Source organism: Fulvivirga sp. M361, assembly GCF_007097395.1.
In the GTDB taxonomy this organism is placed as follows: Bacteria; Bacteroidota; Bacteroidia; order Cytophagales; family Cyclobacteriaceae; genus Fulvivirga.
The window spans coordinates 41,667-63,613 of sequence record NZ_VKDC01000027.1; the positions used below are offsets into that span (position 1 = coordinate 41,667).

At 40.8% G+C, this 21,947-nt stretch carries 22 protein-coding genes; 10 read left to right on the forward strand and 12 right to left on the reverse strand.

The genetic code is table 11. The features are described from left to right. Positions 1-177 precede the first annotated feature (177 nt). The 7 genes from FNH22_RS23315 to FNH22_RS23345 are packed head-to-tail and all read left to right on the forward strand — an operon-like array spanning position 178 to position 8,621. A complete protein-coding gene (locus FNH22_RS23315) occupies positions 178-456 on the forward strand; it encodes a helix-turn-helix domain-containing protein (protein ID WP_143400864.1) in 279 nt (92 codons plus the stop codon). Positions 457-463: 7 nt separating this feature from the next. Further along, positions 464-2,545: a type I restriction enzyme HsdR N-terminal domain-containing protein gene (locus FNH22_RS23320; protein WP_143400865.1), complete on the forward strand. Its 2,082-nt coding sequence runs from the start codon at positions 464-466 to the stop codon at positions 2,543-2,545. A gap of 29 nt (positions 2,546-2,574) precedes the next feature. After that, a complete protein-coding gene (locus tag FNH22_RS23325; protein WP_185154372.1) occupies positions 2,575-3,999 on the forward strand; it encodes a restriction endonuclease subunit S in 1,425 nt (474 codons plus the stop codon). Positions 4,000-4,009: 10 nt separating this feature from the next. After that, entirely contained in the window at positions 4,010-4,444 is a 435-nt protein-coding gene (locus tag FNH22_RS23330) for a hypothetical protein (protein WP_143400867.1), read from the forward strand. Positions 4,445-4,454: 10 nt separating this feature from the next. Then, complete coding sequence (locus FNH22_RS23335; RefSeq protein ID WP_143400868.1) at positions 4,455-5,462, forward strand: DUF5655 domain-containing protein; 1,008 nt, start codon at positions 4,455-4,457, stop codon at positions 5,460-5,462. A gap of 9 nt (positions 5,463-5,471) precedes the next feature. Further along, positions 5,472-6,515, forward strand: a complete 1,044-nt coding sequence (locus tag FNH22_RS23340) for a virulence RhuM family protein (RefSeq protein ID WP_143400869.1) — start codon at positions 5,472-5,474, stop codon at positions 6,513-6,515. Between the two features lie 6 nt (positions 6,516-6,521). Continuing rightward, positions 6,522-8,621: a Piwi domain-containing protein gene (locus FNH22_RS23345; RefSeq protein ID WP_143400870.1), complete on the forward strand. Its 2,100-nt coding sequence runs from the start codon at positions 6,522-6,524 to the stop codon at positions 8,619-8,621. Positions 8,622-9,519: 898 nt separating this feature from the next. Here the strand turns inward: FNH22_RS23345 and FNH22_RS23350 are convergent. Continuing rightward, positions 9,520-9,867, reverse strand: a complete 348-nt coding sequence (locus tag FNH22_RS23350; protein WP_143400871.1) for a hypothetical protein — start codon at positions 9,865-9,867, stop codon at positions 9,520-9,522. Positions 9,868-9,886: 19 nt separating this feature from the next. Here FNH22_RS23350 and FNH22_RS23355 point away from each other — a divergent pair, with 19 nt between their 5' ends. Both FNH22_RS23355 and FNH22_RS23360 read left to right on the forward strand, forming a co-directional pair. Beyond that, positions 9,887-10,321 (forward strand): hypothetical protein, encoded by a 435-nt coding sequence (locus FNH22_RS23355; protein WP_143400872.1) that lies wholly within the window; start codon positions 9,887-9,889, stop codon positions 10,319-10,321. Positions 10,322-10,499: 178 nt separating this feature from the next. Then, positions 10,500-11,141 carry a DUF6266 family protein gene (locus FNH22_RS23360; protein ID WP_143400873.1) on the forward strand — a complete coding sequence of 214 codons (642 nt, stop codon included), beginning with the start codon at positions 10,500-10,502 and terminating at the stop codon, positions 11,139-11,141. A 244-nt stretch (positions 11,142-11,385) separates the two neighbouring features. Here FNH22_RS23360 and FNH22_RS32975 read toward each other — a convergent pair whose 3' ends face one another. The 10 genes from FNH22_RS32975 to FNH22_RS23410 are packed head-to-tail and all read right to left on the reverse strand — an operon-like array spanning position 11,386 to position 20,602. Then, the gene (locus FNH22_RS32975) at positions 11,386-11,607 is read right to left on the reverse strand and encodes a LacI family DNA-binding transcriptional regulator (protein WP_143400893.1); all 222 of its coding nucleotides are present in this window, start codon (positions 11,605-11,607) and stop codon (positions 11,386-11,388) included. 16 nt (positions 11,608-11,623) lie between these two features. Beyond that, positions 11,624-12,772 (reverse strand): alpha-hydroxy acid oxidase, encoded by a 1,149-nt coding sequence (locus FNH22_RS23370; protein ID WP_143400874.1) that lies wholly within the window; start codon positions 12,770-12,772, stop codon positions 11,624-11,626. Beyond that, complete coding sequence (locus tag FNH22_RS23375; protein WP_370513194.1) at positions 12,769-13,083, reverse strand: L-rhamnose mutarotase; 315 nt, start codon at positions 13,081-13,083, stop codon at positions 12,769-12,771. The genes FNH22_RS23370 and FNH22_RS23375 overlap by 4 nt, the downstream gene beginning before the upstream one ends. A gap of 17 nt (positions 13,084-13,100) precedes the next feature. Next, entirely contained in the window at positions 13,101-14,396 is a 1,296-nt protein-coding gene (gene fucP, locus FNH22_RS23380; protein WP_143400876.1) for an L-fucose:H+ symporter permease, read from the reverse strand. Positions 14,397-14,407: 11 nt separating this feature from the next. Beyond that, entirely contained in the window at positions 14,408-15,190 is a 783-nt protein-coding gene (locus FNH22_RS23385; protein WP_143400877.1) for an SDR family oxidoreductase, read from the reverse strand. Position 15,191: 1 nt separating this feature from the next. Continuing rightward, positions 15,192-16,019: an amidohydrolase gene (locus FNH22_RS23390; RefSeq protein ID WP_143400878.1), complete on the reverse strand. Its 828-nt coding sequence runs from the start codon at positions 16,017-16,019 to the stop codon at positions 15,192-15,194. Then, a complete protein-coding gene (locus FNH22_RS23395; protein ID WP_143400879.1) occupies positions 16,016-16,864 on the reverse strand; it encodes a fumarylacetoacetate hydrolase family protein in 849 nt (282 codons plus the stop codon). The genes FNH22_RS23390 and FNH22_RS23395 overlap by 4 nt, the downstream gene beginning before the upstream one ends. A gap of 15 nt (positions 16,865-16,879) precedes the next feature. Continuing rightward, the gene (locus tag FNH22_RS23400) at positions 16,880-17,656 is read right to left on the reverse strand and encodes an SDR family NAD(P)-dependent oxidoreductase (RefSeq protein WP_143400880.1); all 777 of its coding nucleotides are present in this window, start codon (positions 17,654-17,656) and stop codon (positions 16,880-16,882) included. 1 nt (position 17,657) lies between these two features. Continuing rightward, entirely contained in the window at positions 17,658-18,959 is a 1,302-nt protein-coding gene (locus tag FNH22_RS23405; protein WP_143400881.1) for an alpha-L-fucosidase, read from the reverse strand. A gap of 20 nt (positions 18,960-18,979) precedes the next feature. After that, positions 18,980-20,602, reverse strand: a complete 1,623-nt coding sequence (locus FNH22_RS23410; RefSeq protein ID WP_143400882.1) for a UxaA family hydrolase — start codon at positions 20,600-20,602, stop codon at positions 18,980-18,982. A 90-nt stretch (positions 20,603-20,692) separates the two neighbouring features. Between FNH22_RS23410 and FNH22_RS23415 the strand changes: the two genes are divergently transcribed. Then, positions 20,693-21,712, forward strand: a complete 1,020-nt coding sequence (locus tag FNH22_RS23415; RefSeq protein ID WP_143400883.1) for a LacI family DNA-binding transcriptional regulator — start codon at positions 20,693-20,695, stop codon at positions 21,710-21,712. Here the strand turns inward: FNH22_RS23415 and FNH22_RS23420 are convergent. After that, positions 21,683-21,943, reverse strand: a complete 261-nt coding sequence (locus tag FNH22_RS23420) for a hypothetical protein (protein WP_143400884.1) — start codon at positions 21,941-21,943, stop codon at positions 21,683-21,685. The two genes, FNH22_RS23415 and FNH22_RS23420, sit on opposite strands and share 30 nt — an antisense overlap. Positions 21,944-21,947: the final 4 nt, after the last annotated feature.

Genomic DNA, 21,947 nt, shown 5'->3' on the forward strand with positions numbered 1-21,947 from the left:
TTCCGAAGATTCGACCACACCTATAAAATTAAACTCATGTGGTCATTCTAAGGAAGGCTGATCCTTGGCATCCTTAGTTTCCTGAGAATCCTTGGTTGTAATTAATGGTTTTATTTTCTCTTTCTAACCTTTTGATTGCTTATATTTGACAGAAATTGACAAGTCAATAAAAAGATAATGAACTATCTCGGCACAAGACTTAGAGAGCTACGTGAATCACAAGGCTTATTACTCAGACAGGTAGCAGCCCAGATTGATGTAGACACTGCTCTAATGAGCAAGTTGGAACGTGGAGAAAGAAGAGCACAGCGAGAGCATATCATAAGGATTGCCACTGTACTAAATGCCAATGAAAAGGATCTCATAGTCCTATGGTTGGCTGATAGAATAAAAGATGTGATACAAGATGAGCCTTTGGCAGAGGAGGCATTGAAACTGATAAATAAGACATTATAGCACAAAGATGAAGCTAACAGAGATATTAAAAGACTCTAACTACAATCTGGCTCAGTTCAAGCAAGAACAGATTGACCGTTTAGAAAAAGGAATTGACGTGAAAGAAGTAAGAGGCAAGCAAACCCCTTACATCACCTGCTTGGTGCGAGACAAAAGCATTAAGCTCACGCCTGAGGAAGCCGTAAGACAACTCTACCTAATGGTATTGATTGATGAATACGATTACCCTGTCTCTCGAATGGAATTAGAGTATGGGGTAAGTTTTGGAAGGGAAACCAAACGGGCAGATATTGTCATTTTCGATAAAGATCACGTCACCTCACCTTACATCATAGTAGAACTTAAAAAACCAAAGCTCAAAGACGGTAAAGAGCAGTTGAAATCTTACTGCAATGCCACTGGTGCTCCTATGGGAGTTTGGAGTAATGGTGGTCAGATTTCCTATTACCACCGCAAAGACCCCAATTACTTTGAACCCATTCCCCACATTCCCAAGGTCAGTGAAAAGCTTTCGGATGTATTGACCGAACGCTGGTACATGGCTGACTTAGTGGAAAATGACATTCTCATAAAAGAGAAAAAATCACTGAAAGGCATCATTGAGGAAATGGAAGATGAAGTACTCGCCAATGCAGGAGTAGATGTATTCGAGGAAGTATTTAAACTCATTTTTACCAAGCTCTATGATGAAATGGAGTCTGGCAGAAATGACAGTAGGCATTTGGAGTTTCGCAACTACGGAGATACCGAAAGTGAGCTAAAAGAGAAAATCCAAAAGCTATTTGATAAAGCACGAAATAAATGGGAAGGCGTATTTAGTACTGACGCACGGATCATGCTTACCCCATCTCATCTATCCGTATGTGTGTCCTCCCTGCAAGGCTTGAAACTCTTCAACTCCAATCTGGACGTAGTAGATGAAGCCTTTGAGTACTTGATAAACAAGAGTAGTAAAGGTGAAAAAGGACAATACTTTACCCCACGCTATGCCATAGATATGTGTGTAAAAATGCTCAATCCACAGGAGCATGAAACAATGATTGATACGGCCTCTGGTAGCTGTGGTTTCCCCGTGCATACGATTTTCAAGGTATGGCGGGATATACTCAAAGATGAAGGCAAAGAAGAAAGCCACCTGTTTACTACTGAAAAGAAAGGCGGACGCTATGAAGACTATGTAGTCAATAACATTTTTGCCATTGACTTTGATGAAAAAGCCGTGAGGGTTTCCAGAACATTGAACCTCATAGCTGGTGATGGACAATCCAATGTACTACACCTCAACACGCTGGATTGGGAACGCTGGGATGATAAAATTAAAGAAGATGAGGACTGGCAGGATGTTTACTTTGAAGGGTGGAAAAAGCTCAAAAAACTAAGAAGAGGCAAAGACAACCGTGAGTTTGATTTTGATGTATTGATGGCGAACCCACCCTTTGCAGGAGACATCAAAGAAAGTAGAATACTTGCCAAATACGAATTAGGCAAAAAGCCAAACGGAAAATACCAAACTAAAGTAGGACGTGATATTCTATTCATAGAAAGAAACCTCGACTTTCTAAAACCAGGGGGACGAATGGCAGTAGTACTGCCCCAAGGAAGGTTCAACAACAGCAGCGACAAACACATCAGAGATTACATCGCTGAACATTGTAGAATTTTAGGTGTAGTAGGCTTACATGGCAATGTATTCAAGCCCCATACTGGGACTAAAACATCTGTTCTGCTGGTACAAAAATGGGATAATGAGCTTTGTCCGAAAGTAGAAGACTACCCCATTTTCTTTGCCACCATGCAGGAAACAAGCAAGGATAACAGTGGAGAAAAAATCTTTGTACGCAAAAAAGACATAGCACCTGACAAACAGGATGAAGTAGCTACAGAAGATACACCCTCTATGGTGCAAGACCCTGCAGAAACCTATAGTCAGCCAGACAGCTATCTGGATGAATATGTACTGGACTCACACGGACACCTGATTGTAAAGCATGATCTGTTCAACCATGATGGACTGACCCAAGATGGTATAGCAGAAGCATTCTTAGAATTTGCCAAAAAAGAGAACCTCTCCTTCGTGGGAAAGGGCTAAGCCCTTTTAATGAATCCCGATACAGGGAATTGTTAGAAGGGCTGGAAATCAGTATTAAAAACCTAAGTGAGGTTTATTTTGACAACCCAACTTTGAGGTACGACAGTGAATATTTTAAGAAAGAGTACACAACCATAATTGGTACTATTCTTAGCAATGAATGTGAAAAAGTAGACGACTTATCAAGCTGGGTTACGCAAGGGCCAAATCCTATATTTAATGAGGATGGCAATATTCCTTGCCTGACAGGCAGGAATATCAATAATGGCACTGTCAATTACAACAATCCAGACTATGTAGATTCAAATGAGTATGGTTCATTAAAGAGGTTTCAGTTAAAAAAAGGTGATACACTGATAACTCTTAAAGGAAAGGGATCTATTGGTAAAATAGGATATGTCACTGATGAAAGACCTGCAATATTTAGTAGAGATGTTGGAATAATTAGACCCAATGCAATTAACTCAGGATATGTAAATGCTTACATTCTTTCGGAATATGGGAAAAAAGTAATTGAAAGAGGTGAAACAGGCGGTACGGGTCAGAGTACATTGACAACATCTTACTTAAAAAACATTGACATACCACGATTCTCTATTGAATCAAATATTGGTGATCTGGTAGAGCTTTCTGAGGAAATATTAAAAAAGTCTCAAGACACGTACCAACAAGCCGAACAGCTCCTATTGCAAGAAATAGACTTACAGGATTTCATCCCAAGCCAAGAACCCGTCAATGTAAAGTCTTTTCAGGAAAGCTTTGGTAAATCAGGCCGTTTGGATGCTGAATATTATCAAGTGAAATATGAAGAAATGGTCAGTGAAATCACTCGACAGAACCATGATAAATTGCACAACCTTGTTGAAATATCTAAATCCATTGAACCAGGCTCTGCGAACTACGAAGAATATGGACTGCCATTCATCCGAGTTTCAGACTACAGCAAATTTGGGGTTACGACACCAGACAAATACTTGTCTGACAGCTTTGTTTTGCAAAACAAGGAACTAATCAAAAGCCTTAAACCTAAAAAGGGTACAATATTATTTTCTAAAGATGGTAGCGTTGGTACTGCATACCACCTCAGAGAAGATAAAAGTTTTATCACTTCTGGGGCTATTCTTCATCTAAAAGTGAAAGATGAATCAAAAATTATCCCGGAATACCTAACGCTTGCATTAAACTCCAAGGTGGTAAAAATGCAAGCAGAAAGAGATGCAGGTGGATCAATCATATTGCACTGGAGAGTTGGTGAAATAGAAAACATTGTGGTTCCAATCATTCCTACCAATAAACAAAGAGAGATTGCAGAATTAATCGAGCAAAGCTTCTCCCTCAAAAAACAGAGCGAACACCTTTTAGAAATAGCCAAGCAAGCAGTAGAAATGGCGATAGAGTATAATGAGACAGCAACTATGGAGTGGCTGAAGGAGCGAACTAAGGATATTATTTAAATACAAGAAAATGAATAAAACCATCATAGGTCTTAAAGGCACAGCCAATGTAGGTAAGTCAATGACACTATCCCGTTTGGGCAGACAGCTTAGAAATGCTGGAGGTGTTACCCAAGACGACATAGATCGCAATGAATATTGGGCAGTATTTGACTATCAGGGAATAAAGGTTGGTATCCAAACCTATGGAGACCATGTAAATGATGTATCCGCAGGTATTGCAGGTTTTTTAGATCGCCAGTGTGAGATTATTGTGACGGCCTCTAAGACCACAGGAGATACAGTAGACCATTTAAATCAGGTAGCCCAAACAAACGAGTATCGTATGATTTGGGCAAGACCTTATGAAGTAAGGGATAACAGCATACCATTAGAGACAATCAAAGATTACGGAGCAAGTCACTTGCTACTAATGATCAATGACATCATATCAGGAACATTATAATCAAACAGCTATGCCAACAGCACTATACTTTAAGGATAAACGATTTGTAGAAAAGACCTTTTCAAAAGAAAAAGACTTTGAAAGCTTGGCTTTTACACATTCCAAAACGCTGTTTGGGCAACATAGCATTATCATAGACGCTAAGAAGAAAATTGACAACCAGGCACTGGGCGGCATCATACCTGATGCCTTTTTATTTGACCTCAACGATCCTAATAATCCTGAGTTTTATTTGATAGAAGTAGAACTGGCAAAACACAGCTTCTACAATCATATTTTTCCTCAAATCACCAAGTTCTTTGCCTTTTTCAAAAACCTTGAAAGTCAAAACGAACTGGTTGGGAAAATATACAATACCGTCACTACGGATGCCAATCTTAAAAAAGAGTTTGTAGACAAAATAGGCAATCAGGAGCTTTTCAAGTTTATCAAAGACACTATAGAAAATAGTCAAAACATCCTGCTGATTCTGGATAATGATAAAAAGGAACTTCCTGAAATAATCAGCACCTATACAGACACTTGGGGTAAGATGGTCAAGCTGTCCCTGCTCAAACAATACGAACACAATGGTGACTACATTTTGAGCCTAACACCAGAATTTGAAAACATTGACACCATTGACATTGCCAGCAATGAACAAGATGAAAACAAAACCAATGTTTATACGGAAGATTACCACCTCGAAGGAGTCTCTCAGGAAATAAAAGACACCTATCATGCCTTAAAACAGGCATTGATTGAAAAAATACCGACACTCAAAATCAACCCACAACGTTACTACATCTCATTCCGCAAGAAGCGGAACTTCGCTTTTCTCCAAATTAGAAAGAAAAAGATAGGTTTAGTCGCCTTAGAAAATGAGGAGGTAATCAAGCAAAAAGTATCGGGATATAGTGTAAGTACATTGGGTGAAAGTGTCCAGAGGTTTTATAATGGTGAATGTGCTCGCATCAATATTGATAATGCCGACAACATAGATCAAGTCATTAACCTGTTGGTAGAAATTCAAAAGTAACTGGAAGCTATGCAAGAAAACCTCTCTCCCAATCAGTCAGAATTTTTGCTTTACACTTCCCAGAACGGAGAAGTAAAAGTAGATGTATTGCTACAGGATGAAACCGTATGGCTCACACAGAAGGGTATGCAGGAACTCTTTGATAAGGCAAAATCTACGGTGAGTGAGCATATCAAAAATGTATTTGAAGAAGGAGAATTAGACCAGAAACTGGTTGTTCGGAAATTCCGAACAACCACTCCACACGGTGCTATGCCTGATAAAACCCAAGAAAACTGGGTCAACTACTACAATCTGGATGTCATCATCTCAGTAGGCTATCGGGTAAAGTCCCAAAGAGGTACACAGTTTCGTATCTGGGCGACCAAGATACTTCGGGAGTACATCATCAAAGGCTTTGCCATGGATGATGACCGCCTCAAACAAGGCTCTGCCCTATTCGGAAAAGACTACTTTGATGAGTTGCTGGAGCGCATCCGAGAGATCCGAGCCAGTGAAAGACGGTTCTATCAGAAGATCACGGACATCTACGCTCAGTGTAGCATAGACTATGACCCCAAAGCAAACATTACCCAAACGTTCTACAAGACTGTCCAAAACAAATTGCATTGGGCTATAACAGGTCATACCGCAGCAGAGATCATCAAAGAAAGAGCCAATGCCTCCAAACCTCACATGGGATTGACCACATGGAAGCATGCCCCTGAAGGCAAAGTACTAAAGACGGATGTATCGGTAGCCAAAAACTACCTCAGTGAAAAAGAGCTGAAAGATCTCAACCGCATTGTAACCATGTACCTCGACTTTGCCGAGCTACAGGCAGAAAGGCAAAACGCCATGAAAATGAACGATTGGGTAAGTAAACTGGATGGCTTCTTACAGTTCAATGACTACAAGGTGCTGAAAGATGCAGGAAAAATATCGGCAACCATCGCCAAACAATTGGCAGAACAAGAGTACCAGAAATTCAGAACAGAACAAGACAAAGCCTTTGAGTCAGACTTTGACAAAGAGGTGAAAAAAATCACGCAAAAAGGAAAAGACAAACGATGATGCACCATGCCTAACCTGTCATTCAACATACTTACATTCAATCATCCACAAGAAGAACAAGTTTTCTTCTTTACGGATCAGGAACAGGAGAACCTTACAAGGATTCACAAAACCTTAGTTCCCAAAGAAGTGATTGAAAAGTATGGAGAGCAAGAGCATTATTATACTTCATTTACAGAGGAAAGACCTGATTTTTTAGCAGTACTCAAACCCACATCACCAGAATATCAGACCATAGTAGCTGAAGATGGAGAAGAAAGAAGGAAACCAGTAGACAACTCTACTTTTTCATCATCAGTCCTAAAACGCTATTACAACTCGCTAATCCACAATCATTTTAAATCAAAAGGGTTTCTGGTAAAGCCCAACTTCATAAGTGACACGGAAGTTTGGTTAGCAAGTGACAAGCAGGACACCACAGGCGTTTACAAAATCTTTGATCGCTTCTCTCTCAAAGTACAGTTCAAAAGCGTTTCAGGAAGTTTAGAGCTATTGGTAGCATTTGAGGGGAAATCCAAAATATTCAAGACTTCCGTCTCAGAGTTTTTGGAAGAAGTACCGATTCAGGCATTCAATTGGGTGGTTTACAATAAAGGACTTTACCGATTTGATGAGTTGCCAGATGATGGACGAAGAGAATACGATAAGGTTTATCCTGTTTGGAATTTTGACATCAGAGATGCCCTACTCCAGGAAACAGAAGCACCTGACAAGTCAAATCGATACAAGAAGTTCAAAACAGCCATTGACAAGTTTTACAGAAACTACCTGAATACGAATGAGTTCAAAAGCATTATTCCGATAGATGCTAAAGGATTCATTTCTGTAGATAAAAAGAGAATTGGAGAAGTCTATAAGAGCAGCAATCAACTCGTATTCGGCAAAAAGCAGACAGGTAAAATCCCAATGTATGGGATTAGAGACAATGGGCCATTTGATTTAAGTACGGCTGTCAAAATCAATTTCTTTTTCATTCTGCATGAAGACGATCAGGAAGTAGGTGCGAAAATGCACCGATATTTCAATGGCACTCAATCAGGTTTCAAAGGACTTGAAAAGTTTGTTCACCTTCCCTATCAGCCCAATAAAGAACATGCAATAGTCTTCAAAGACAGAGAGAATCCATGGCCAGAAATCTATCAGGCTATCATTGATCAGGACTTTGATACAGACATTCAGTACTTAGCCATCTACATTACTCCAATCTCCAAGCATGTATCAGACCGATCAAGACGACAGGTTTATTATAAGCTCAAAGAACTATTATTGCAGAAAGGAGTATCCTCTCAGGTAATTGATCCAGAGAAAGTCTTGTCCAACGATAAGTATCACTTTAGCCTACCCAATATCGCTATTGCCATTCTGGCAAAGCTCAACGGTACACCTTGGAAATTGAGTACCAAGCTGAAAAGTGAGTTAATCGTAGGAGTTGGAGCCTTCAAGCATACAGATGTAGATGTCCAATACATAGGCAGTGCATTTAGTTTCTCAAATACTGGCAAATTCAATCGGTTTGAGTGTTTCCAAAAAGATCAGACAGATGAATTAGCAGGTTCGATCATTCGGGCAGTAAAAGATTATGTCAATATCAATTCCAATATCAGACGGTTGGTAATCCATTTCTTCAAGAGCATGAGCAGAGAAGAAATTGAGCCTATTGAGTACGGATTGAAAGAGCTTGATTTAGAAATACCAGTCTTCATTGTATCAATCAACAAAACTGAATCTTCTGATATTGTGGCATTTGACCAAGACTGGAATGAACTCATGCCGATTAGTGGCACGTTTATCAAATTGGGCTACAATCGTTTCTTGCTTTTCAACAATACCAGGTACTCAAAAACAGAGTTCAACTTCCATGATGGTTTCTCATTTCCGATCAAGCTAAAAATTGAATGTACCGTACCCGAATTGGTAAATGACTATAGAACCGTCAAAGACTTGATTGATCAGGTTTACCAGTTCAGCAGAATGTACTGGAAATCAGTAAGACAACAGAACCTACCTGTTACAATCAAATACCCTGAAATGGTTGCAGAAATGCTACCTTATTTTGAAGGGAATGAAATCCCAGAATATGGCAAAGACAATCTTTGGTTTTTGTAGGTAGTGCAAGGAAGCCCACGCACATTTGCCCTCCCTGACCTATGTGCTTACAGTCGGTTCTTTTCATTCGTTCGTACCTCTCTCTTTTCATTCACCCACTTCCAGCACCGCACAGCAAGAGTACTCCCTCATTCCTTTTCGTTGCACTTCAATCCATTCAGCCACACACTTGCTTTTTCCCACCCTATCCCCAACGCAGGTAAAGCGGTGTTCGTCAGTCTTTCCGTTTTGTTCCGCAAAAACATATCTGCAAGGGTGAAATACACTCCCTACGGTCGCCCTTGCATATAGCGTTCACTTACCAGGTGGTTTGTGCTCCAGTAGGTGCTCACCACCTGCCGTTCACTTGTTTTGCTACACACACTTCTCTCCATCCTCACTTGCAGCTACTTCATCCCCCCAAACCCCAATTAGGTGTTCGCTGTACTCACTTCAATATTAAATTGGGGGTCTGTCGCTGCATGTGTTTTTGCTCGCCTGCGGGTCGCTGCGGGCTGATCGGGCTGTCATGCTTTTTGCATTTGATCCAGTGCCTACAGTCGCTTCATTTCAGTCTCTCGTTCCTCTTTCCCTGCATTCAGCCACTTTCAGCACCCCACACAAGAGTAGCTCATTCATTACACTCCACATTTCATCACTACAATTCGATTACTATTGATGCTCATACTGAAAACCCACATTTGGTTGAAAATGAAAATACCAAATGCTACACCTCCACTTCAATACAATTATCTGTTAAGAAACCGTTCTTCAATATTCCGCTTCATTCAATCGCTACACTTGCCTTTCCCCTCTTAAGGCAAAAAATCACGCCAGCCCTGTGTAGTTCCTACATAGCTGTAGTCGCCTTATCAGGCTTTTTCTACAGCACCCTTGCTCCACTCGCAGGCGGCTCGCATTAAAAGCTACGCCTTTGGTTTACCTGCGTTTCGCTCAACAACCCAACACACAGATCCCGACCCATTGATGATTGATGTACAGTTAATGAAATAAGTACCAGTAAATCCAGACCATTCAAAAAAAAGAGACAAGCAAAGTTAGGCGGGTTCGCACAAGCCCAACGCACAACCGGGATGTCAAGGTCAAGCCCTTCGGGTTTTGAAAAAAATCTCCACCCTACGGGTAGTATTTTTCTCAAAAACCTTGTCAACCCTGCCACACCCGCCTTTTCAAGAGCTTTCTCTTTTCTTTTTTTCCCTTTTTTCTTTTCTCTTTTGAAAATGTCTGTGCGAAGCAGAGCGAGCATAATTCTAATGGCTTGCTATATGAAAACCTTTCGCTTGAAAACCTACAGACCAGAAACCCGATACGAAGAACCCCACTTCTTTATCCTGAATAAAGGATTGAACAGTGGGAAACCATTGAACGACCCTTGCCCGAATTGCTTTGTCTGCCTGACACTCAATGATGAGGATAGGGAATTTATGTACTGGCTATGTTTTGGATTGTGGAGGTCAAAATCATTCCATTGCTATCTGAAAGGCTCAGTTATTCCATTTGTCACCATTGATGAAACCAGAAAGCTGATCCGACAAAGTGAAGCAGAAGCCAGTACCAAACAACAAGCATTTGATAAGGCGATTCAAGCACTCAGATTATTGGAAATACAAGAGGAAAAAATCAAAGTCTCTATTAAGATGATCGAGACTGCAAGGCAAGCAATCTTTCACCAGTTGATGAAAGGAACATACTCAGGATAAAGCAGTAACCTGACAAAAGAACAGGGCAACAAAAGCAAAATAAAGCACAGTCAAGCAACAACACCTCAGCATGAATCTTCGCTTATTTCTTGTAGTATTTTAGATGGTATAGGGAAAGTCCATGGAAAGTCCGTGTCAAGTCCAAGTATTTGTTTAACCCCGTAAAATTTAAAAAGCAATGGGAAAAATTTCACAAGGTGTATTAGGCGGCTTCTCCGGCAAGGTCGGAAATGTCGTAGGTGGTACATGGAAAGGCATTGACTACATGAGGATCAAGCCTGCCAATGTTTCCAACCCAAGAACAGAAGGTCAGGTAGACCAACGTTCCAAATTCTCAACAGTTCTAAGGTTCTTGCAGCCAATGACTGACTTCCTGAGAGTAGGCTTCAAATTGTATGCAAACAAGATGACACAGTTCAACGCTGCTATGTCATATAACCTGAATAATGCAATTACAGGAGCTTATCCAAGTTTCACGATTGACTATGCCAGCGCATTGGTAACTCGTGGAAACCTCACAGTAGCAGCAGGTGGTGCAGCTTCATCTCCAAGTGCAGGAGATGTGCAAGTAACCTGGACAGATAATTCAGGCAGTGGATCAGCACTTGCCACTGACAAAGCCCTGATTGTTCTGATCAACACTTCGAGAGATGAGGCAGTATTTACTACTGCAGGTGCAGACAGATCAGCCGGTACAGAAACGATTTCAGTGCCTTCTGAGTACTCTGGAGAAGATGTTGAAGCCTTCCTTGGTTTCATCTCAGAAGATGGCTCCAAGGTTGCCAACAGCGTTTATTTAGGCTCTGTAACAGTTGCGTAAAGCGATTGATGTTTTCGATAAAAACCGCTTCCTTTGTGAGGCGGTTTTTTTATGCCCACTCCCTTCATTTTTCCTTTACTTATCCCTTATTTAGCTGATAGTCAGTGATTTTTGTTGCTAATTCGTTTCTACCACCTAAGCAACATATTGATTAACAACGAGTTACATTTAACTCAAATATTTTGTATCGGGAAGTAATTGGTTCGGATTTGGATAAATTACTAAATCTCTTAAAGTGCCTTTTTTAGTTTGGGTCAGTAGTCTGTTCAAATTTATTTATTTTGCAGTCTGACCTATATTGCCTCAAACTTATAGCTATGAAATTCGGTCTATAGTTGAGTTTGGAAGCCGTTACATTTGCAGCCTGAACTGTACTTTTACTAATTCCGGGTTTTTGATTCAAAACCTTGGAAACGGTAGAAGAGGAAATTTTTAACGGTAGCTGGCACCAGGTAGTTTTTTTGATATACTATTCACTTCCCCTATTCTAAATGCTTCGCAAAATCACCCACTTTTTCACAACATACCTGCTCCATCACCTGCTGAAGTTGAGTTTTAAGGATAGAAATGGCATGATTACCCCCCTTACTGCCAAGTGCCGCCACGCTATACATAAACGTCCTTCCGAGGAAAGTAAATTCTGCTCCGGTAGCCAAGGTTCTTGCTATATCCGGTCCCGATCTGATACCGCTATCCATCATCACTTTTATCTGGTTTCCATACTTTTTAGCTATTGATTGAAGTGGTTTTATGGTGGACTGTCCGGCATCAAGTTGTCTGCCTCCATGATTCGAAACAATAATTCCATCCAAACCGAGTTTAACAGCCCTTTCAGCATCTTCTTCACTGGCTACACCTTTTAGTACAATCTTACCCTTCCACATGTCTCTTATGGGAGCTATTTTTTCCTCGTTTAGGCGACCGGAAAATGTTTGGTTCATAAACATCCCTAACTGCTTAAGGTCAAGTCCTTTAGGCATATAAGGTTTAAGGGTTTCAAAATTAGGCTGACCGCTAATTAATGTGCGTAAGGCCCAGTTCGGACATCCCATAATTTGCAGGATGTTTGACAGTGACATTTTGGGTGGCATGGCCAATCCATTTCTAATATCTCTGGGACGGAATCCAAAAGTAGGCACATCACATAGTAATACTAATACAGGACATTCCGCTGCTTCGGCTCTTCTAATGATGTCATCTCGTAACTTATCTTCGGCCGGATGGTACAATTGAAACCAGGCCCTTCCTTCAGTGATCTCGCTGGCTTCTTCAATACTCATGGTAGTAACCGTACTGAGTATAAACGGAATGTTATGATCAAAAGCAGATTTTGCCAATATTTCAGAAGCTTTTGGCCACATAAGTCCTTGTAGACCAACCGGGGCAATACCGAAAGGTGCATCATACATATGCCCAAATAGCTCAGTTCTCATATCCGACTGAGTATGCTTTAAAAGGTATTGCGGAATCAGCTGCACCTGCCTTAGTTCTCTGGTATTTCTATCCAGATTCACGTCTTCGTTACAACCTCCATCCAAATACTCAAAGGCAAAACGTGGAATTCTACGTTTCGCTTTATTCCTTAGATCATCTATTCCCGGATAGCGGCTGTCATATTTCCATTCACTCATAATTCAAATATCTTATCCATCAAAAGCCACTTTTCATTGGGTCTGGAAAATGGCAAACGTTGCTGATAAGTATCCATCATCTGTTCCCATTCCTGCACTTTTTCATTGGTTGCATCTGCTAGTCTCTTTTTATCAAAACTAAATGATGCATCCACCTCAATAATCATAAACAGGCGTGTGTGAATATTATAAATCTCCATACTCAAGATGCCTGATTCAACTATACTATCCTTAATTTCAGGCCACACATTTTTATGGTGTTGTTTATAACGAGCAATAAGTAGCGGATCGTTCTTTAAATCAAGTGTCAAACAATATCTCATTTTCTTTAAGTACTATGATTAGAAAAAACACGCTTACCATACCACGCTATCCACATGAAACATAGTAATGGAAGCACAAAAGAGAAATTAACCTCAGACACTCCCAGAATTAGTGTGTCGGCGTAGCCAGTGCCACCAATATCCATTATCATACCCTGCAATGTGGGCATCAGTGCACCTCCTACAATAGCCATCACTAAGCCGGCTGCTCCAATTTTGGATTCATCTTCTGACAGACCTTCTAAGGCAACACCATAAATGGTCGGAAACATTAATGACATACAAAAAGAAATAGCTACCAGACAGTAAAGTCCGGCAAAGCCTGTGATGAATATTGTACCCAACGTAAACATTATGGCAAGCGTTGAGAGAATCATCAGGAGCTTTCCCGAATCGATATACTTCAATAAGAAGGTGCATATAAAGCGGCCAAGAAAGAAAACAACAAATGCTGTAAATTGATAATTACCTGCCGTTTCAGCATTGATGCCAATGGCTTCCGCATACTGATAAATGTAGGTCCAACACATAATCTGTGCACCTACATAAAAGGTCTGTGTCAATACGCCCTGGGCATATTTCGCTTTACCAGTTAAGTTCTTGATAATTGACCAGGTACTTTGAGTGCTATCTTTATCTTTACTCTCGGGCATTTTGTTTATAACGATCAACACGAGGATGCCGATTACCACCAAACCCAACATCACATAAGGGTTTCTGATGACCATCAAATCTGCCTGCGTAATGGTGGCTTTTGCCGAATCAGATAGTGATGCAAAATCCACATCATCAGATTGTAATTTTTTCAACACAAACTGCTGCGCCACCAACAGGCCTCCTATCAACCCAACAGGATTGAAGGCTTGTGCCAGGTTCAACCTTTGTGTTGCGGTTAGCTGAGTTCCCATAGAAAGTATATAGGGGTTGGCTGTGGTTTCCAAAAACGCCAAACCAAAAGTCAGTATATAAAGCCCTATTAGAAATACCCAAAACTGCTCGGTAATGGCCGCTGGATAGAACAATAATGCGCCCGAGGCATAGAGTACCAGGCCAATGATAATGCCTACTTTATACGAATACCTTCGTATAAACAGAGCGGCTGGCAAGGCCATCGTGAAGTATCCACCATAAAAAGCCATTTGCACAAGTGACGCCTGAAAGTTATCCAGTTCGAGTACTTTTTTAAATGCTGTCACCATAGGGTCTGTGACTGCATTGGCAAAGCCCCACAGCGCAAATAGAGAGGTTATTAAAATGAAAGGAAGTAGAACTTCCTTTGAAACAACTGGTATGTTTTTCATGATTTAGCTTATTACGTTATAGCTCGATCTAAATGAACATACCCTCCATCCACAAATACCCATTGACCCGTAGTATGAGAACTGCGATCTGATAGCAGAAAAAGGGTCATCGAAGCTATTTCCTCACTGGTAGTCATTCGTTTGGCTAGTGGGATACGTTTCGTTATTTCTGCCAGACTGCGCTCCGAATCATCAAAAGAGTTGATCCACTTTTCGTACTGTGGGGTCATTACCTCAGCTGGTACTACCGCATTGACCCGGATACCATGGGGGGCAAGCTCCACCGCCCACTCTCTGGTCAATGCCAATTGAGCTCCTTTGCTGGCTGCATAACCAGAAGTACCTCCCTGGCCGGTAAGTGCTGTTTTAGAACTAATATTGACAATAGCTCCTTTAGTTACTTTTAAATGTTCCATGCCATAGTGTACCAAATCATAATAATGTGTCAGGTTGGCCAACACGGAATTTTTAAACTGCTCAGGGCTTCCCTCAATTAATCCGACCCCGTCATTGGTCCCGGCATTGTTTACAATACCATCAATCTGACCAAATTCGGCTATTGTTTTATCGATAATGCTTTTGCAAACATCTTCCAGCCCCAGTTCGATAGTAATTACCAAACATCGATTGCCTCCCGCTCTGATCCCGGCGGCCAATTGTTTGGCCACTCCATTCGATCTCCCGACTATCACCGGAATAGCCCCTTCTTTAACAAGTTCCAGCGTAATCGCCTCGCCTATGCCTTTCGCTCCACCTGTTACTATAAATACTTTGTCTTTAAGTTTTAAATCCATTTTAGATCAGTTCATAAAATTTAACAGCTGTTTTGCCCATAATCTGGCCTTGTTCAGCTGGAGACAATTCCTCGATGCATTCTTTAAGCGAATTAATCACCTGGCTATAGGTTCCCGCCAACAATGAGACTGGCCAATCGGAACCAAACATTAACCTTTCAGGTTTGAAATTTTCAAGACAGACATCAACATAGGGCTGGAATTCCGTTGCAGTCCAGCTACTCCAATTCGTTTCTGTTACCATCCCCGAGAGTTTTACATGAACATGGTCATATGTGCTGATTTGCTTCATATAACCTGCCCAGTGATCAAATGACTGATTTTTAATGTCCGGTTTACTGATATGATCTATCACAAGCTTCATTTCCGGCAGTTTTTTAATTAATTCCAGTACCTCAGAAAGCTGATCTTCCCGGCTTAATATATCATAAGTAAGATTGAGCTTACCTACTTCTTCTACACCTTTAATAAATATTGGGTTGGTCATGAAGCCGTCCGGTTCAGCTTGCAAAATGTGCCTTACCCCTTTGAGGAGTGAGAACCCTCTATAATAATCTAACCGTTCTTTTAAGCCTTCATCTAATAGGTTTATCCAGCCTACTACCCCTTTCACCCAGCTATTGTTATCAGCTATGTCAAGTAAAAAATTTGTTTCTTTTTCTGATTGGTCTGCCTGCACTACCACACACCCATCAATAGCATATTCATCAAGTATGGGTTTCAAATCATTTGGCATAAAATCCTGCCTGATCACATGCATATCCTCAGTGATCCAGGCATCACGCTCCGGATGATATTGCCAAAAATGCTGGTGGGCATCTATTCTCATTCAGAATATGCTTTTACGTGTTGTTTAGCAGAACCTAACCCGTCTATTCCTAACTCAATCACATCGCCATCCTTGAGATAAAAAGGAGGTCTTTGACCAAACCCAACTCCTTCTGGTGTACCTGTAGAAATAATGTCTCCCGGCATCAGGCTCATGAATTGAGATAAATAAGCAATTACGTACTGCACATTAAAAATAAAATCATTGGTGCTGCCGTCTTGCATTTTTTTACCGTTCAGTGTAAGCCACAGCCTCATATTGTTCGGGTCAGCTACTTCATCTTTAGTGACTAAATAGGGGCCAAGTGGGGCAAATGTATCGCAGCTCTTACCTTTTACCCACTGACCGCCTCTTTCAATTTGAAATTCGCGTTCGCTTACATCATTATGTAACACATACCCTGCTACATAATCCAGTGCCTCCTCTTCTTTAATGTAATTCGCTCGTTTTCCAATTACTACCCCTAATTCGACTTCCCAGTCTGTCTTTTTACTGTTTTTGGGAATAATAATAATATCATTAGGTCCAATAATGGAAGAAGTTGCTTTAAAGAAAACCACTGGCTCAGTAGGTTCGGACATACCACTTTCTGCTGCATGCTTTCGATAGTTCAAACCAATACAAATGATCTTACCGGGCTTTTTTACAGGTTCACCTAAGCGAACGTTACGGTCTATTTTAGTAGCCGAAGAGGCATCGAAAGTGCTTCGAAGTTTTTCAATACCGTCATTAGCAAAAAATTCCTCACCATAATCACTTACCAAATGACTAACATCATATCGAGTACCTTCTACCTCTACTCCTGGTTTTTCTTTACCAGGTTCGCCATATCTTATTAATTTCATTCCTGCTATTTCTAATTAGTTATTTAATGTTATAAACCCTCCGTCAATGGTAAAATCAGCACCCGTTATAAAAGAAGCTTCGTTAGAACATAAGTATAAGACCAATGCTCCCATTTCTTCCGGTTTCCCCATGCGTCCAATAGGTTGTGTTTTTGAAAGAGTCTCAAGCATTTCAGCTTCATTTCCGGGATAGTTCTTTTTCAAAAATCCATCTACAAAAGGCGTATGAACCCTGCCTGGGGAAATACTATTGCAGCGGATGCCAAAAGTCAAATAGTCTTTGGCTACGGAGAGCGTCATGGCGTGCACGGCCCCTTTGCTCATGGAATAAGCAAAACGATCAGTGATACCCACATGTGCCGCTATGGAGGATACATTTACAATAGCCCCCCCTTTTATTTTCATGAACTCAACGCTTTCTTTCAAGCAATTAAAAACACCCTTAACATTGACATTATAAATTCTGTCTAAATCTTCAACACTGGTATTACCAACGTTTCCAATATGCGCTATCCCGGCATTATTGATCAAAATATCAATAGCCTTGCTATCGGTAGCTTCAATAAAAGTTTGCCTTACACTTGCGTTGTCAGAGACATTGCATTTAAAACTATCTGCTTTACCACCATTACGTTTTATATCATCCACCACTTTGGAGGCATTTTCGATATCCATATCCAAAATAGATACATGGGCACCATTTCCTGCCAACGCTATTGCAATAGCCTTACCTATGCCACTTCCACCTCCTGTAACAACGGCCTTCTTACCTGTTAAATCAAATTTGGACATATTATTTTAAGGTTATTTCTATTATGGTATCTACTGGTGTTTTTTCATTCTCCGGGATGTCAATCAACATCCCAAATGAATTAATTTGATTTGTGGCTTTTGCCCCGGTCTTGAAAAATCTAACTGACCTGACGGGCAGATCAAACCCTGGGATGAAAATCACATTTGCATTTTCATCAAGCACGTGAATGAACAGTTGCTTTCCTTTTTGAGTAGCTGCCAGTTGTTCTGTTGGCTTAAAGGGACCAGCTTCGGTGCCGTAAATGGTTTTGCCATTCGTTTTGATCCAATCTCCAACCTGCTTAAGGGCTGCTACGTGTTCAGGCTGAATTTTCCCGTTTGGCATAGGGCCAACATTGAGAAGAAGATTGCTGCCATAGCCTGCAGCTTTGACCAGGTATTGGATCAGCTCTTTATCACTTTTGTGTTTTCTATCCTTTAAGTTGAACCCCCAGGAGCCATTTATGGTCTCACAAACTTCTTTTGGCAAATCTCCAATATCTTCAGATTTGGTAGCGAAACTGTGCTTCGAATGGCCAGGTAAATCCTTTTCAAACATTTGAAAGTCTTCACCTGGTTTCACCCCTTCATGATGATTATTGCCAATCAGGCAATTTGGTTGTAGATCATGGATCAGTTCATAAATTTCATCATAATGCCAATTTGCGGTCTTTTTGTCCCAGTGGCCATCAAACCAGATCCCACCAATTTCTCCGTAACTGGTCAGTAGCTCAGTAAGCTGGGCCTTCATGAAAGCAATGTATTTATCCCAATCACCGGAAGATGACCTCCCCGGGATCCCGTTTCCTGTCCTTCCTCTGGGAAAATAGTTATCATCATGCCAATCCAATAGTGAATAGTAAAAAAACAGCTTGATACCTTCTTTTTCACAGGCTAGAGAGAGTTCCTTTAAAACATCTTTCTTGTAGGGAGTTTTGTTTATGATGGTATAATCAGTGACTTTAGAATCGAACATCGAAAACCCATCATGATGCCTGCTTGTAATGGTGATATATTTCATTCCGGCACGCTTGGCCATACTCACCCATTCGGTTGCATCGAAGGCTACGGGATTGAAAAAGGAGGGCAATTTTTCGTACTCATCTATAGAAATATTCTGCTTGTTCATGACCCATTCCCCATCTCCCAGAACACTGTATACCCCCCAATGTATGAATAATCCGAATTTTGCATCCTCAAACCATTTCCTTGCTTCCAGATTAGCTGCCGTTGGTGTATAGTTCTGAGCAGCGATTTGAAAAAAAGGAAGGAGAAAAAATAATGTAATAAATATTCGTTTCATGGTCTACACAGTTAAGTACTTTAAAGAGACACTCCCCTTTTCCAGGGTATAAAATCGTTTTGTTGCAGTTTCATGGATTTGGTTTCTTCTCCACTTGCCACACTTATTATTTTTTCAAGTAGTTCTTCTCCTACTTCTTCAATGGTTTTTTTCCCACTTATGACCGCGCCTGCATCCAGGTCAATGATGTCATTCATTTTATTAAAGAGACTGGTGTTGGAAGATATTTTGATGACAGGTGTAACCGGGTTACCAGTGGGAGTGCCTAACCCGGTGGTAAACAGGATAATATTAGCGCCAGAACCTGCCAACCCTGTAGTTGACTCAACATCATTGCCTGGCGTACACAGTAAATTGAGGCCTGGCTCAGTGATAGGTTCCGTATAATCGAGTATATCCGTGACGGGTGACTTACCTCCTTTTTTGGCAGCACCAGCCGATTTAATAGCGTCTGTGATCAGGCCATCTTTGATATTACCTGGTGAAGGGTTCATATCAAAACCGGATCCGACAGCTTGTGCGCTTGCCTCATAGGCCCGTTGAATTTTCACAAACTTTTCAGCCGCTTCCTTTGTCATACATCTATCGATAATATTTTGCTCTACTCCATTCAGCTCAGGAAATTCACTCAAAATTGTGGCTCCTCCCAAAGCAACGAGTAGATCAGAGGCATGTCCCACTGCTGGATTAGCAGAAATCCCTGAAAACCCATCGGATCCTCCGCACTCCAGCCCTACTACCAGTTTATCCAGACTTGCTGGCTTGCGCTCGATTTTATTGACCGTTGTTAACAATTCCAACGTCCGGTCGATGGCTTCTGAAATTAATTTCTCTTCTGATAATACCTTCTGTTGTTCCAGGTAGATCACTGGTTTATTGGATGCAGGATACATTTCCTTTTGGATTTCCTGAAACCATGACTCCTGTGCATGTTGGCAACCAAGACTTAACACTGTAGCTCCGGCTACGTTAGGATGGTTTACATACCCTGCCAGTAAACGTAATAATGCTTCTGAATCATCTCGGGTACCACCACAGCCACCGTGGTGATATAAAAACTTTATGCCATCAATATTTTCAAAAACCTTTTTCCCTGAATAGAACGCCGTTTCAGGGGTAGTTGATGATACTTTTCCTCTTACGTACGCTTCGTACTTGTTAGGCTTGTAGTAGCCGAGCCCTTTGGTAAGAGCTTCTTCTATGATTTTTAAATTTCTGTTTTCACAAAAAACCAACGGCACAAACAGCCAATAATTGGCTGTGCCTACTTTGCCACCTTCACGATGATATCCATTGAAGGTCCGGCTTTTCCATTTATTTATATCAGGTGGATTCCAGGTATATTTTGCTCGATTTTCCAGTGAAATAGGATCAGCAAAATGGGTGACGTTATCAATGGTAATGGTGGTGCCCGCCTTTAAATTCGCATTGGCTACACCCACTGCCACCCCATACATAATAACCTTCTCTCCCTGATTCAAATCTTGCGTCAAAAATTTATGCTTTTGCTTTACTTTGGAAGAAAGAATTATTTTTAACCCGTCATGCTCAATTTCGCCAGGTGCCAAATCCTTTAACGCCACCAATACATTGTCCAATGCATCAACTTTCAAAACTTCAGCTACAATCATTTTATTATCCATCTCAGGTACATATTTAGTCCTATTCCACAGCTATTAAAATAACGTTTGCATAAACTTGCAATGCACAGGTGTGTACCATAGTTTTGTTTGATGGGAAAATACGTTACTATCACAGAAATAGCCAGGCAACTCGGGGTATCACACTCCACCGTTTCAAGGGCGCTTAGTGATAACCCAAGAATAAGTAAAAAAACAAGGGAGTTGGTTAAGAACCTTGCTGAAAAACTAGGATATCATACCAACTCCATGGCACTCCGGCTAAGCAAGGGAAAGAGTCAGCTTATAGGTGTAATTGTGCCTGACCTTTCTATCTCTTTTTTTTCTAAGATTGTTGAAGGTATTCTGGAAACAGTTCAAAAAGAAGACTACTCTATTCTTCTTTTAAATACACAGGAATCATTCGAGAAGGAAAAAGAGGCAGTGGAAACATGCCTGAAGCATAGGGTGGATGGTGTACTGGCAGCCATTACCATGCAAACGAAAAATTTCGACCACTATGAACGTCTTATTAAGTATGAAGTGCCCTTGGTTTTCTTCGATCGCGTGGCGAATTTCCTGCCTGTACCTAAAGTAGTAGCTAACGATCACCAGTCAGCTTTTAATGCCACCAAGCATCTGATAGACTCGAAGTGCAAATGTATTGCTCATATAACAGGAAGTATCAACCTAAACAACAGTAATAATCGCTTATACGGTTATATGGATGCCTTAGCTGAACACGGTTTAGATGTAAATGAATCGCTCATTCATTATTATGAGTTTGAGCCTTCATCCATTGACAAGTTTTTAAAAAAAACCATTAAGAAATACCCCAACCTTGATGGCCTCTTTGTTTTCAACGATTATGTAGCTAACTATTCCATCAACGTACTCACAAAAATGGGCAAGAAAATACCAGAAGATATTTCTGTATTTGGTTTTTCTGATGAACCTGTAGCCACTTACATGACGCCACAACTTTCTTCGGTAAAACAGGTTGCTTCCAAAATGGGCCGTTTGGCTGGCCAGAAAATGATTTCAATTCTGAATTATGATGAGGCGGTAGTGAATGAAAAGGTGGTCATTAATCCAGAATTGATCTTAAGGGAAACCACAAAAGTTATCGGATAAAATCAATTTCCCGGAGTAATTGATAACCTTTATCGTTTGCCAGCTCGGCATAACACCCCCCTCCACCGGAACTACACCAAGAATATTTTGATATTGATGCTCCAATGGGTCTCCTTTCGATTTCCAGGTACCCTCGCGTTCACAGCTTCCATTAACAATCAGGTTTTGGGAAAACTCATTCATTGAGCTAATTAGGATCAACACCATGTTTAGTGTAAATATTGATCTCATAGGC